This window comes from Neorhizobium sp. T25_27, from assembly GCF_002968565.1.
GTDB classification, from domain to species: domain Bacteria; phylum Pseudomonadota; class Alphaproteobacteria; order Rhizobiales; family Rhizobiaceae; genus Neorhizobium; species Neorhizobium tomejilense.
In genome coordinates, this window is sequence record NZ_PVBJ01000013.1 from 118,723 (window position 1) to 131,592 (window position 12,870).

The window sequence follows — 12,870 nt, forward strand, 5'->3', positions numbered from 1 at the left end:
AATCTCCGCACATTTCAAGCACTGCTGCTAGTCGTCGTCGTCTTCCAGTTCCGGCTCGACGAAATCGTCGACCGGCAGCGTGCGGCTCAGCAGCCCGGCGTCCTCCAGCATTTCCGTATCCGGCAGGTCGCGCAGCGTGTCGAAGCCGAAGGCGGTGAGGAATGCCGGCGTGGTGATATAGGTATAGGGCGCACCGGGCGTCGGACTGCGCGGGCCGGAGGCGAGGAAGCCGAGCTGCCGGAGCGTTGCGATCGTATCGCGGCTTACCTCGCGCCCGAAAATCTTCGAGATTTCGGCGCGCGTCACCGGCTGGAAGTAACCGATCGTCATCAGCACCAAGGCCTGGTGATCGGTCAGATCTGCCGGAGGCGCGTTTGCGGCGCCGGAAGCATGGATGACATCCGCAAATTCCGGCCGGGTGCGATGCTGCCAGCCGCCGGCGACCGCGACGAGTTCATAAGGCCGGCCCTCGAGTGCCTCCCGAATCTCCACGATGATCGCTTCGATATCGCAGTCCTCTCCGACGACGCGCTCCAGCGCTTTCCGGGTGACGGGCTCGGAAGAGGCAAAGATCACCGCCTCCACCCGCGCCGCCCATTGGCGATGCCGCTCCTCCTGCGTCAGGTGGAGAAGTTCCTTGTCGATGACGATTTGCCGCGCACGCTTCGCCATGCTCAGAGCCCGTAGATGCGGAAGGTGGGGCGGCCGGAAAGCTCGCGCACCGCTTCCAGCTGCTGCAGCCGCTCGAACAGCCGGCGCGACGCGAAACGGGAAAGGTTCGGTGTCTGCAGGGAGCCGGAAACGGCGTCATCGCAGAGCAGCAGGCGCAGCCCGTCCTCCGCCCCTTTTGCACGCAGCTTTGGCGTGACGAGGGCAAGCCGCTCGGCGCGCCGGGCAATCTCTGCCGCCAGCCGGCCGGCTTCGGTCGCGGCATGCACCAGGGCCAGGCAGATCGCCCGGTCGAACCCTTCTTCGCCGGGCCGGATGCGGCCGCGCCCGCCCTCGGCGCGGAACACCGAAGAAAAGCGCTGGCTCATCAACAGCGGCACGGGCACGGGCCAGCGCAGCTTCTGCGCCAGAAGGAGATCGGCCAGCCACCAGCCGAGCGCTTCGGCGTCGGGACGGATGGCGTGCGTCTCGCGGATGATCGCCCCAGCCGCGAACGGCGCAGCTGATCCGGTGAGGCCGAGGTCGTCAAAAACCTGCGCGAGCGTTGCCAGCGGCTCGTCCCATTTGATGCCAAGCATGCCGGCTGTCGCCTGCAGCACCTCTGCATCGAGCGCGGCCGAACGCGAGCCAAGCCGCTTCCAGGCCGAAAGGATCTGCCCGGCCGGACCGGGATCGTCTCCCGGCTTGCGCAACAGCCAGGCATCGCGCAGCCCCGCCTCGTCTTCCGAACGCCCTGCAAGCCGAACGGCCGCTGCCGCGCATTTCAGCGCCAGCCGCTGCCGCCAGGCGCCGGCCCAGTCCGGTTCGGCCCGGACGATCTGGTCGAGCGGATAAAGTGCCCCACCCGCCATGAATGCCGCATCCGCGGTGTCTGCGGCAAAGGTCTGGGGACTTGCCCAGCGAGCTGCCGGCATGGGCTGAAACGACGTCTTCGGTGATACGGCCTTGGGAATCATGGGCGCGAGCGTAAATTTTATGTGCGCTTGTGACCACCGTTCGCGTGGAAATCCGCACCGCCGGCCGCGGATTTGCACCGTTATCTGCAGGGCGCCGCTAAGAAAAATTGAAAATTGGCGAGCCGAAGGCCCCTGCCCCGTCGATCAATAGGAGTTGAGTTTTGCGGATCGGCGCGCCGCCCTACATAGGGTGCGGCTGGCCAAGGAGGATTTCAGTTTTGACGTTTCATCGGTTGATTGCATCTCTCGCCATAGTCCTCGCCCTTTCAGCGCCGGTGCTTTCGGGACCGGCCTGGGCGCAACAGCCGCGCGGCGGTGACGAGAACCGCGAGCGCGGTCGCCAGGCGGAGCAAGGTGCCGGTGGCGGCATATTCAGCCTGATTCCGGCCGATTCCACCACCGAACATGTCTTCAAGTCGCCTTCCGGCGATCTTCCCTATACCGCCACGGCCGGCACGCTCGATCTCTTCGGGCAGGACGGCAACCGCTCGGCGAAGATCTTCTACACCGCCTATGTCGCCAAAAACCGGGAACCCGGCCGGCCGCTCACCTTCGCCTTCAACGGCGGACCGGGCGCTGCCTCCGCCTATCTGCATCTCGGCCTGGTCGGCCCGAAGATCCTGGAATTCGGCACGACCGGCGACAACGGCACGACGCCCCGGCTGAAGGACAATCCCGAAAGCTGGCTCGCGTTTACCGATCTCGTGCTGATCGATCCGATCGGTACCGGCTGGAGCCGCGCCGCCAGCAATGATGCGGCCGGCGCCTATTACGGCGTGCGGCAGGATGCCGACAGCCTGTCCAAGGCGATCGCGCTCTACGTCCAGAAGAACAACCGGCTCGATGCGCCGAAATACCTGCTCGGCGAGAGTTACGGCGGTTTTCGAGCTGCCAAGGTCGCCGTGTCTTTGAAGAATAGTCAGGGGATGCTGGCTTCGGGCATCATCATGCTGTCGCCACTGGTCGAAGGCCGGTTCCTCGCCAATTCCGACGATCCCTTGAGTGCCGCGCTGCAGCTTCCTTCGCTCGCCGCAGCCGAGCTGGAGCGCCGCAACCAGTTCACGCCGGAAAAGCTTGCCGATGCCGAGCGTTTCGCGAGCGGCGACTATCTCGTCGGACTGGCCGGCCCCTCCCCCACCGGCCAGGCAGCCGAAGCGTTTTACGGTCGGGTGTCCGAACTCACCGGCATTCCAAGGGACGTCGTCGCCCGAACTCGCGGTTTCGTCGGCGATGTCTATGCCAAGCAGATGGGAGGACCGGGAAAGATCGTCAGCCCCTACGACGCCTCCTATGGGGTGCCGGATGCCTATCCGGAAGAATCCTCGACCCGCAACGACGATCCGATCCTCGAAGGTTACACGCGCGCCTATGGCGCCACCTTTGCCGCCTATGCCCGCAACGAACTCGGCGTTGCGACCGAAATGACCTATTCGCTGTTGAACGAGGAGGTGAACCGCCGCTGGGAGTGGAACGGCAGCCATGGCGGGGATTCGCGCTCGCTCGCCAGCGCCAGCACCGATATCCGCGACCTGCTTTCGGTCATCCCGTCCTTCAAGCTGATGATCGCCCATGGCTACAGCGACGCGCTGACACCTTACGGCGCCAGCCGCTACGTCATCGACCACCTGCCGCCCGAACTTGCTGCCGGCCGCGCCGAACTCAAGGTCTATCGCGGCGGGCACATGTTCTACACCAAGCCGGATTCGCGCAGGAGTTTTGCAGGCGACGTCAGGGCGTTTTACGAGGCCAGGGCAACGGATTGAGGATTGCCCGATCCATCATTTCAGCTTCACGATCATGGTGATCTGAGCCGTCACCGTGATCTGCGCATTGTCGCGCTGAAGGCGCTGCGAATTGAGGTTGTTGCTGAGATTGCTCATCTTGCAGTCGCTGGCGATCGTCGAGAGCACGAGTTCGCATTGTTTCGCGGCGAGGCTATAGATCATCCGTTGCGCCGTTTCGATCTGGGATTCAACCGGCGCGCCGTCGTTATAGGGCAGACCGACGCTGATACTCGATTGCAGGTTGATGTAACCTTCAGGTCGCTGCGGAAGGTTTGGGGGCATATGAGTCGACTGAGACCAGGCAGGGGGCGCCGATGCGAACAGCAGGGCGGCGAGGGTGATCGACTTGAGCGATTTGCGCATGAAATAACCTCCGGTTGCGGCTTATTGGCATGCAGGCAATGAAGGTGACGTTCCCGAAACAGCTCGAATTTTAGCTGACCCGCCGTTCTCGGCCGATGACGGAAAGGTCACCGTGATGTGAATGCGTCGCGCCTTGCTGGTCTGGGCTGGAAACCGCTACTAGCTCACATACGTTGATTTTCAGAAAGATCCTTCGGTCCATGACCAGCGAATACCAGATGTCGCGGCGCGCCTTCGTGATAGGCTCCGTCTCGATGACCGCGACGCTTGCCGGCTGCGCCACCACCGCTGAACGGGCTCCGGTCCCGGAAATGGCCCGCCGTCCGATCGAGCCCCCGAGCGAAGCGGAGCTGCAGGCCCGATACGCCGCCGTCGAGGACAGCGGCCACTTGTTGCCGGCAATCCCCTACAAGCAGATCGACCCGAAATATTATCGCCAGCGCGTGGTCGATCCGACCGGCGAACTGCCGGGCACGGTGGTCGTCGATACGCCCGGCCGTTTCCTCTACGTAGTCGAACCCGGCGGCACCGCGATGCGCTACGGCGTCGGCATTGGCAAGGACGGTTTTGCCTGGCAGGGTGAAGGCGTCATCCACTGGCGCCAGCCCTGGCCGCGCTGGAAACCGCCAAACGAAATGGTCGCGCGCCAGCCGAGCCTCAAGAAGTTCTCCATCGAGAACGGCGGCATGGATCCGGGTATCAAGAACCCGCTTGGTGCGCGGGCGCTCTACATCTTCCAGAATGGCCAGGATACGCTCTACCGCCTGCATGGCTCGCCGGAATGGGCCTCGATCGGCAAGGCGACGTCGTCGGGCTGCGTGCGCCTGGTCAACCAGGACGTCATGGACCTCTATACGCGCGTCCCCTATCACGCCCGGATCGTCGTGCATCAGGATGTGCTGAAGGCCGTTCCCACCGTCTGATGCGGCTGCCGCGATGATGTTGTTTCGCCACGGCGGCATGATGTAAGAAGTCCGGCGCTGCCTTGCAGGAAGCGGCGGTAAAAGCGGTCGGAGGCTTAAACTGAATCTGGACGACGAGACGCCGCAATCCGATGCGCCGACGCCGCGCATGCTCTCCTGGGCGCGCAATTCGACGATCTATCGCATAAACCGGCGCATGCACACGGAAAAGCAGCTCTTCGACGCCATAGCGCGCAAGGCACGTGAGAAATTCGAGGATATCGGTGAGACCCAGGTCAGGGCGCTTGCCGAATTCGCCGTTAAATTCGCCTATGACAACAAGGCGCTGGATGATGCCGCCTTTGCCGAAATGAGCACCCGCTCGGGCATGCGCGGCGGCAGGTCCAGGCGGGCCATTGCCCAGAAGCTGTCGCAGAAGGGCGTGGCCAGCAGCACCGTCGCGGCCGCCATTGCCGAGGCGGATGATTTCCACGCGGCCCTCATCCTGGCCCGCAAACGCGCCTTCGGGCCGTTCCGCAAGAGCGAGCTCGACGAAAAACGCAAGGTCAAGGAGTTTTCCGCCTTCGCCAGGGCAGGTTTCAGCTTCGATATCGGCAAGAGGATCTTCGAGATGTCGATCGATGAGGCCGAGGAAGCACTGGATGCGGGCCGCGACCTCTAGGTTGGATCGACCTGCAGCTTGTCAGGCCTGTTTGAGCGCCGGGTCGTCAAGCGCCGGATTGTAGAAGAGAGACAGCGTCAGGCTTCGCGCGATCCGGTCCGCCGTTGCCATGAACCAGGCTTTCGCCTCCGGGCTCGGAGCGATGTCGTCCAGGGTCGCGGCAAACAGCTCCAGCCATTTCGGGAAAAGCTCAGGGCTCATGTTGGCGACGCCTGCATGCGCCTGGACCGGCTTTCCGCCATAGGCACCGTTGCGGAAGGCGACGGAGGACCAGAAGCTCTTCATTTTCGCCATATGCTCCGGCCAGCGTCCGGAAAGCCGTGCGTCGAACACGGGGCCTAGTTCCGGATGCTCCAGTATGCGGCCGTAAAACGTATCGACCAACGTGCCGATGAAGGCGTCGTCGATGCCGATCGCCTTCATTTCCGCTTCCGCGCGTTCCCGGATCGCCGCGATATGTGCCGCGCGTCCCTGCAATTCGTCGCTCATCTCAAAACCTTGGGTTCCGCCGCATTTGCGGCCCGCTTTATATAGGCTCAGCGGATGCGGGACCCAAGGCTTGATGCCCGGTTGCGACGATGTGTCAGGCGAAAATGGGCGGCAATGTCAAATTTGCGCGCCCAGCGTCGATTCATGACAGCAGGTGGAACGGGTGTTAAACGCGTTCCAAAGCCACCGCGATCCCCTGCCCGACGCCGATGCACATCGTGGCGAGTGCGTATCTGCCCTTGCCGAGCGACAGTTCGAGCGCTGCGGTGCCGGAGATGCGGGCGCCGGACATGCCGAGCGGGTGGCCGAGCGCGATCGCGCCGCCGTTCGGATTGATGTATTCGGCGTCTTTCGGGAGGCCGAGTTCGCGCAGGACCGCGATGCCTTGGCTCGCAAAGGCTTCATTGAGCTCGATCACGTCGAAATCCTTCGGCGAGATGCCGAGACGGGCGCAGAGCTTCTGGGTGGCCGGCGCCGGGCCGATGCCCATGATGCGTGGCGGAACGCCGGCAGTGGCGCCGCCCATGATGCGGGCGATCGGCGTCAATCCGTACTTCTTCGCCGCCGCCTCCGAAGCGATGATCAGGGCCGCGGCGCCGTCGTTGACGCCGGAGGCGTTGCCGGCAGTCACCGTCGCGCCCTCGATCTTGTTCAGTACCCTGAGCTTGGCAAGCGCTTCCATGTTGGTTGCACGCGGATGTTCGTCCTTCGAAACGACCACCGGATCGCCCTTCCGCTGCGGGATGGTCACCGAGGTGATTTCCTTGGCAAGACGACCGTTCTCCTGAGCTGCCGAGGCCTTTGCCTGGCTGCGGACGGCAAACGCGTCCTGGTCCTCACGGGAAACCTTGTAGTCGATCGCCACGTTATCGCCGGTTTCCGGCATGGAATCGACGCCATATTGCTTCTTCATCAGCGGGTTGACGAAACGCCAGCCGATCGTGGTGTCGTAGATCTCGGCATTGCGCGAGAACGCAGTGTCGGCCTTCGGCATCACGAAGGGCGCCCTGGACATGCTTTCGACGCCGCCGGCTATCATCAGTTCGGCCTCGCCGGCCTTGATGGCGCGGGCGGCGGTGATGACCGCATCCATGCCCGAACCGCACAGCCGGTTCATGGTAGTGCCGCCGAGCGAGACCGGCAGGCCGGCAAGCAGCGCCGACATGCGGGCGACGTTGCGGTTGTCTTCGCCGGCCTGGTTGGCGCAGCCGTAGATGACGTCGGCAACCGCCTCCCAGTCGACGGAAGCGTTACGTTCCATCAACGCTTTCAGGGGGATGGCGCCGAGGTCGTCGGCGCGGACAGCGGAGAGCGAGCCGCCGAAACGGCCGATCGGAGTGCGGATATAATCGCAGATATAGGCTTCGGTCATGATTTTCTCTCTCACAGTTTCGGCACGACGAGATCGGCAACCGGTCCATCGATATGGAGGCGGGCGCCGGTCATGGCCTGCAGTTCCTCGACTGTCATGCCGGCCAGCTTTTCGCGCAGGACGAAATGCTTTTCGACGATGTCGATGACGGCGTGGCTCGTATAGACCCGAGTGATACAGGCAACGCCAGTCAGCGGAAAGGTACAAGCTTCAACTAATTTCGGGTCGCCGTTCTTGGTGACGTGTTCGGTGATGACGCAGACCTGCTTGGCGCCATGCACCAGATCCATGGCGCCGCCGACGGCCGGCACTCCCTTGGTGCCGACACGCCAGTTGGCGAGGTCGCCGTTCTGGGCCACCTGGAGCGCGCCCAATATGGCGACGTCGAGATGACCGCCACGCACCATGGCAAAGCTGTCGGCATGGTGGAAGAAGGCAGCGCCCGGCTTCAGCGTCACGGCCTTCTTGCCGGCGTTGATCAGGTCCCAGTCCTCCTCGCCTTCGGCAGGCGCTTCGCCGAAATTGAGGATGCCGTTTTCGGTGTGGAAGATCGCCTCGCGGCCGGGCGGCTGGTACCGGGCGACCATTTCCGGAAAACCGATGCCGAGGTTCACATAGGCACCGTCCTTTATGTCCTGGGCGGCGCGCCAGGCGATCTGGGCGTTGGAAAGCTTGATGTCTTCTCGGGTGTCGATGGTCATGCCTGGGCTCCTGGGGCGTAGGCCACTCCGGCGCGGATGAGCTCTTCTTCCTGCTGCGGGTTGGCGACCTCGACGACGCGGTCGATGAAGATGCCGGGTGTTACGACATGTTCGGGATCGATGCCGCCAGGCGGCACGATCTTCGAGACCTGCACGATCGTCTTGGCCGCGGCCATGCACATCAGCGGGTTAAAGTTGCGGCCGGCCTTGTTGTAGGTGAGGTTGCCCAGTGGATCGCCGAGCTGCGCCTTGACGATGGCGAAATCCGCCTTCAGCCAGCGCTCCTGCACGTAGTGGCGGCCGTCGAACTCGGCGATCACCTTGCCGTTGGCAAGTTCGGTGCCGTAGGCGGTCGGTGTGTAGAAGGCCGGAATGCCGGCGCCGCCGGCGCGGATGCGCTCGGCAAGCGTGCCCTGCGGCACGAGTTCAAGCTCGATCTGGCCTGCGAGATAACGGTCGGTAAAGGCGCGCGGATCCGACGACTTCGGAAACGAGCAGATCATCTTCCTGACCATGCCCGCGTCGATCATCGCGGCAATGCCGATGCGGCCGTTGCCGGCATTGTTGTTGATGACGGTTAAGTCCTTGATCCCCTTGTCGATCAGGGCATGGATCAGCTCGATCGGGGCGCCTGATCCGCCAAAACCGCCGATCATGATGGTCGCGCCATCACTGATCTCGGAGACGGCTTCCGCCGTGCTCCCGATTGTCTTGTCCATACGGGATATCTCCTTCGCTATACCCGGCGAACGTGCCCGCCGTGCCTCCTGGAAAACAGATAGATCAGCACGGCAGGGACAGCAAGAAATATGTGCGGTAATTGACCTTTGTTCATATATCGCACATATTGTGCGAACTGGCGATGCGGAGCGTGCACATCCTCATGGCCTCACATTGCATCGACACCGGGCACAGGGAAGACCATGCAGGAAACGGATTTCGTCAGCGGCTTCGCGCGAGGCCTGAAGGTGATCGAGGCTTTTGGCGAAACCACGCCGCGGCTGGCGATCGCGGACGTGGCAAAGGCGACCGGGCTCGACCGGGCAACGGCCCGCCGCTGCCTGCTGACCTTGGCCGAACTCGGTTATGCTGATTATGATGGAAAATTCTTCGTGCTGACACCGAAGATTCTGCGGCTTGGCCATGCCTATCTCTCCGCCACCCCCCTGCCCCACATCGTCCAGCCTTTTCTCGACAAGCTCGCCGAGGAGGTTCACCAGAGCGCATCCGCAAGCGTGCTCGACGGCACCGAGGTCGTTTATATCGCCCGCGCTTCGCAAAAGCGGGTGATGTCGATCAACCTGATGCCCGGCAGCCGCCTCCCCGCCTATTGCGCCTCGATGGGCCGCGTCCTGCTGGCGGCCATGCCCGATAGCGAGAGCCTGGCGCTCCTGAAACAGAGCAACCTGAGACCCTTCACCCCTCGCACCCTCACCGATCCTGTCCGGCTGATGGAGGAGTTCGCCCGCGTTCGCGAACAGGGTTTCGCGGTCATCGACCAGGAACTGGAGCTCGGTCTCTGCTCGATCGCGGTGCCGCTGGAAAACGACCGCGGCCGGGTGGTCGCCGCGATCAATATCGGCGCACCGGCGGCAAGCGTCCCTGCGGTTGAAATGGCCGAGCGTTATCTGGAACCGCTGAAGGGCGTTGCAAGGCTTTTGAAATCCCTGCTGCGCTGAACCTATCAGCGCCGTGAATCGATGAGGCCGGATCGATTCAATCATGTCGTTGGACGGCGGAATCCGGACTTGCGATTCTGCAGGCATGACCAGCGAACCGCTTCTCCTCACCCGCCGCGACCCCGCCCGAAACATGGCCCGCTTCTACGTGCTCACCGTCGAGCCCGATCTTTTCGACGGCGCGGCGCTCACCCGCAACTGGGGCCGCATCGGCACCAAGGGCCGTTTCCGCATCGATCTGTTCGGCTCGCGGCAGGAAGCGGAGCGCCGGTTTTTCGCACTTGTCCGCAGCAAGGTGAAACGGGGTTATCAGCAGAAAGCGGGGGCCGGCTGACAACTCTCCATTTCGGGCAGCCACGGTTATGGCATTGCCGATCCGTGGCCGATCGATGCAGCGTCAGAGGGGCAGGCCAACATAGTTTTCCGCAAGCGCCGTCGAAGCTGCCCGCGAATGGGTCAGATAGTCCAGCTCGGCTTCCTGGATCCTCTGGTCGAATTCGCCCGTGTCTGGAAAACGATGCATCATCGTCGTCATCCACCACGAGAAGCGCACCGCTTTCCATACGCGCGCAAGCGCCTTCTCGGAATAGGCGTCGATGCCGGCGTCGGAGCCGTCCCGATAGTGCTCCCTGAGCCCGGCAAAGAGGTAGTGGACATCGCTTGCAGCCAGGTTCAACCCCTTGGCTCCCGTCGGCGGCACGATATGAGCTGCATCGCCGACGAGGAACATGCTGCCGAACCGCATCGGCTCGGCAACGAACGAGCGCAACGGTGCGATCGACTTCTCGAAGGACGGCGCGGTGATCAGCGCTTCGGCATGATGCGCAGGCAGGCGGCGGCGAAGTTCGTCCCAGAACCGGTCGTCGCTCCAGTCCTCGATCTTCTCATCAAGGGCGCATTGGATATAGTAGCGGCTGCGGGTCGCCGATCGCATCGAACAAAGCGCGAAACCCCGAGGATGGTTTGCATAGATCAGCTCATCGCTGACGGGGGCGACCTCCGCCAGGATACCGAGCCAGCCGAACGGATAGATCTTTTCGAAAACACGGATTGCGCTTTTCGGCACGGCGTTGCGGCTCGGTCCGTGAAAACCGTCGCAGCCGGCGATGAAATCGCAGTCGATGCGATGGGTGCCGCCGTCTTTTTCGTAGGTGACGAAGGGGGAGCCGGTGTCAAAATCATGGGGCGTGACATTGGCGGCTTCGTAGATCGTCCGGGCTCCGCTTGCCTCGCGACGCTCCATCAGGTCGCGGGTCACTTCCGTCTGACCATAGACCATGACGCGCTTGCCGCCGGTCAGGCCGCGGAGGTCGATCCGGTGGTCGCGGCCGTCGAAGGCGAGCGAGAACCCCGTGTGGGGCAGGCCTTCGGCGTGAAGCCTCGCTCCGGCTCCGGCCTGATCGATCAGCCCTACCGTGCCTTCCTCCAGCACGCCGGCACGGACCCGCCCGAGGATGTAGTCCTTGCCGACACGATCAAGGATGATGTTGTCGATACCGGCTCCCGTCAGAAGCTGGCCGAGCAAGAGACCCGACGGTCCGGAGCCGATAATGGCAACCTGCGTTCTCAAGCATCTCCCTCCCGAGTATTTTCGTTTTGGCAAATTGTGCTCGGCTTCCCCATCGGCGACAATGGACATTCGAGCCAAAAAATTGGACAAACCGAACATCGCGGCCGGAGATACCCGATGAACAGGCACATACCGATCTACCAGCTATACGGAGAGGATCCGGGCAAGCGGCATGATTTCTGGCTGCATTGCGAAACCATCAGGTCGAGAAGCAGCCGCCACCATTGGGAAATCCGCCTTCATCGGCATGAGGCATTCTTTCAGATACTGTACATCGAGGCGGGGTCAGGCGACGCGACCTTCGGCAGCGAAACGCATCCCATCCGGCCACCGGCGATAATCGCCGTCCCTCCCGGCCTCAGTCACGGCTTCCGCTTCTCCCGCGATATCGAGGGCCTAGTCATCACCATCCTGAGCTCCCATCTCGGCCACCAGCCGGGGGAACGCAGCCGCTTCGGCGAATGGCTCGCGACACCGCACCTTACCCCGCTCGATCCGCTGAATGCCGACGCCGCCTACGTGGTGCAAACGCTTAAACGAATTGGCGAGGAATTTGATCACCGCAACAACGGACGCAACGAACTTCTGGCTTCCTATGTAAAGCTCGCCCTGAGGCTGACCGCGCGCATCTCTCACGCCGACAACCTCAACCAACTCCCCGCGAACGAAAGCGAACGGCGGATGGACATGCTGAACGGCCTCATTCAGCAGCATTTCCGGTCGCACAAGCCGATATCCTTTTATGCGGGCGAACTTGGCATCTCGCTGACGCATCTCAACCGCATTGTCCGGTCGATGGCGGGCTGCACGGCGCACGACCTGCTCACCGCCAAACTGATCGAAGAGTCCAAGCGCGAGCTCGTCTTCTCGCTCGCCTCCGTGCAGGAGGTCGGCCATCGCCTCGGCTTTGCCGATCCCGCCTACTTCTCGCGTTTCTTCGTGAAGCAGACGGGGGAAACGCCCCGCGCTTGGCGCCTGCGAGAAATCCAGTCGCTGGACAAGGCGACTTTCTAGGAGCGACGAGCCCGTCTTCGATGCCGACGTTGAGCTGAAGTTCATCCATTCGCGCAAATGTCGTCGGAATGCCGGCGGCGCCTATGGCACCGCCTTCACAACCGGAAATGCCAGGCAGCCTATCGAGGCACGTCTGGCCCCGCGTCAGGTCACCAGAAGAAGCAGGACGTAGGCAACGACCGTGAACATCAGCCCGCGGAAGGCATAGGAGACGCAGCGGTATTTCTGCCGGGCGATCAGGGACAGCACATCGGCATTGTCCAGGTATTCCTTGAAGAGATAACCTACATCGCTACGCTGCGCCGCATGCTCGAATATTGCTCTGTGCTGCGGCCATGTCCCCCAGAAAAGCGAGGTGGATTTCTCCACGCGCCGCGGCAGCACGACAAGGATCGCGGAGAGAATAGACGACACCGAAGCGACGGCGAGCAAAGCCGAAACAACCACCGCGGCCCACGCGCCATCGGTATAACGCGCCAAGGTGAATACCCCTCGCCCCTCGCTCGACGAGATCAAAAAGGCGAGCATGAAGGTAAAGATATATGCGGCCTTCTGATCGGATATCTTGATCTGATCGTAGAATACGTCGTTGATTTTCCGAACATGGTTGAAGTATTCCTCGGTGATCTCGCCGGACGCCATCGGCATTTCGAGCATCTCGGTCGGTGCGCTTTCGAAGTCGCTCAACT

15 protein-coding genes are annotated in these 12,870 nt (G+C 62.7%); 6 read left to right on the top strand and 9 right to left on the bottom strand.

Annotation, left to right across the window (positions count from 1 at the left end; all coding sequences use genetic code 11):
* Positions 1-27: 27 nt before the first annotated feature.
* Together C5J24_RS27530 and C5J24_RS27535 are read right to left on the bottom strand one after the other, a co-directional pair.
* The gene (locus C5J24_RS27530) at positions 28-672 is read right to left on the bottom strand and encodes an SMC-Scp complex subunit ScpB (protein WP_105422504.1); all 645 of its coding nucleotides are present in this window, start codon (positions 670-672) and stop codon (positions 28-30) included.
* Between the two features lie 2 nt (positions 673-674).
* On the bottom strand, positions 675-1,583 hold the full coding sequence (locus C5J24_RS27535) for a DUF1403 family protein (RefSeq protein ID WP_245446811.1): 909 nt from the start codon (positions 1,581-1,583) through the stop codon (positions 675-677).
* 260 nt (positions 1,584-1,843) lie between these two features.
* On the opposite strand from C5J24_RS27535, the gene C5J24_RS27540 reads away from it, so the two are divergent.
* Positions 1,844-3,388 (top strand): S10 family peptidase, encoded by a 1,545-nt coding sequence (locus C5J24_RS27540; RefSeq protein ID WP_105422508.1) that lies wholly within the window; start codon positions 1,844-1,846, stop codon positions 3,386-3,388.
* Positions 3,389-3,403: 15 nt separating this feature from the next.
* On the opposite strand, the gene C5J24_RS27545 is transcribed toward C5J24_RS27540, so the two are convergent.
* Positions 3,404-3,772 (bottom strand): hypothetical protein, encoded by a 369-nt coding sequence (locus C5J24_RS27545; RefSeq protein WP_105422510.1) that lies wholly within the window; start codon positions 3,770-3,772, stop codon positions 3,404-3,406.
* Positions 3,773-3,972: 200 nt separating this feature from the next.
* Here C5J24_RS27545 and C5J24_RS27550 point away from each other — a divergent pair, with 200 nt between their 5' ends.
* Both C5J24_RS27550 and recX read left to right on the top strand, forming a co-directional pair.
* Positions 3,973-4,695: a L,D-transpeptidase gene (locus tag C5J24_RS27550; protein WP_105404352.1), complete on the top strand. Its 723-nt coding sequence runs from the start codon at positions 3,973-3,975 to the stop codon at positions 4,693-4,695.
* A 106-nt stretch (positions 4,696-4,801) separates the two neighbouring features.
* On the top strand, positions 4,802-5,356 hold the full coding sequence (gene recX, locus C5J24_RS27555) for a recombination regulator RecX (protein WP_105422512.1): 555 nt from the start codon (positions 4,802-4,804) through the stop codon (positions 5,354-5,356).
* A 21-nt stretch (positions 5,357-5,377) separates the two neighbouring features.
* On the opposite strand, the gene C5J24_RS27560 is transcribed toward recX, so the two are convergent.
* The 4 genes from C5J24_RS27560 to C5J24_RS27575 all read right to left on the bottom strand — a co-directional run bounded on the left by C5J24_RS27560 (position 5,378) and on the right by C5J24_RS27575 (position 8,637).
* Complete coding sequence (locus tag C5J24_RS27560) at positions 5,378-5,845, bottom strand: group III truncated hemoglobin (RefSeq protein WP_105422514.1); 468 nt, start codon at positions 5,843-5,845, stop codon at positions 5,378-5,380.
* Positions 5,846-6,011: 166 nt separating this feature from the next.
* Positions 6,012-7,217 carry a 3-oxoadipyl-CoA thiolase gene (gene pcaF, locus C5J24_RS27565; protein ID WP_105422516.1) on the bottom strand — a complete coding sequence of 402 codons (1,206 nt, stop codon included), beginning with the start codon at positions 7,215-7,217 and terminating at the stop codon, positions 6,012-6,014.
* 11 nt (positions 7,218-7,228) lie between these two features.
* Positions 7,229-7,918 carry a CoA transferase subunit B gene (locus C5J24_RS27570; RefSeq protein ID WP_105422518.1) on the bottom strand — a complete coding sequence of 230 codons (690 nt, stop codon included), beginning with the start codon at positions 7,916-7,918 and terminating at the stop codon, positions 7,229-7,231.
* Positions 7,915-8,637: a 3-oxoacid CoA-transferase subunit A gene (locus C5J24_RS27575; RefSeq protein WP_046632417.1), complete on the bottom strand. Its 723-nt coding sequence runs from the start codon at positions 8,635-8,637 to the stop codon at positions 7,915-7,917. Before C5J24_RS27575 ends, C5J24_RS27570 begins: the two co-directional genes overlap by 4 nt.
* A 204-nt stretch (positions 8,638-8,841) precedes the next feature.
* Between C5J24_RS27575 and C5J24_RS27580 the strand changes: the two genes are divergently transcribed.
* Both C5J24_RS27580 and C5J24_RS27585 read left to right on the top strand, forming a co-directional pair.
* Positions 8,842-9,597 carry an IclR family transcriptional regulator gene (locus C5J24_RS27580; RefSeq protein ID WP_105422520.1) on the top strand — a complete coding sequence of 252 codons (756 nt, stop codon included), beginning with the start codon at positions 8,842-8,844 and terminating at the stop codon, positions 9,595-9,597.
* 85 nt (positions 9,598-9,682) lie between these two features.
* Complete coding sequence (locus C5J24_RS27585) at positions 9,683-9,931, top strand: WGR domain-containing protein (protein WP_105422521.1); 249 nt, start codon at positions 9,683-9,685, stop codon at positions 9,929-9,931.
* 63 nt (positions 9,932-9,994) lie between these two features.
* On the opposite strand, the gene pobA is transcribed toward C5J24_RS27585, so the two are convergent.
* On the bottom strand, positions 9,995-11,167 hold the full coding sequence (gene pobA / locus C5J24_RS27590; protein WP_105422523.1) for a 4-hydroxybenzoate 3-monooxygenase: 1,173 nt from the start codon (positions 11,165-11,167) through the stop codon (positions 9,995-9,997).
* A 117-nt stretch (positions 11,168-11,284) separates the two neighbouring features.
* Here pobA and C5J24_RS27595 point away from each other — a divergent pair, with 117 nt between their 5' ends.
* The gene (locus tag C5J24_RS27595) at positions 11,285-12,181 is read left to right on the top strand and encodes a helix-turn-helix domain-containing protein (RefSeq protein WP_105422525.1); all 897 of its coding nucleotides are present in this window, start codon (positions 11,285-11,287) and stop codon (positions 12,179-12,181) included.
* 144 nt (positions 12,182-12,325) lie between these two features.
* Here the strand turns inward: C5J24_RS27595 and C5J24_RS27600 are convergent, their stop codons facing one another.
* A complete protein-coding gene (locus C5J24_RS27600) occupies positions 12,326-12,868 on the bottom strand; it encodes a Pycsar system effector family protein (protein WP_046605963.1) in 543 nt (180 codons plus the stop codon).
* Positions 12,869-12,870 lie beyond the last annotated feature (2 nt).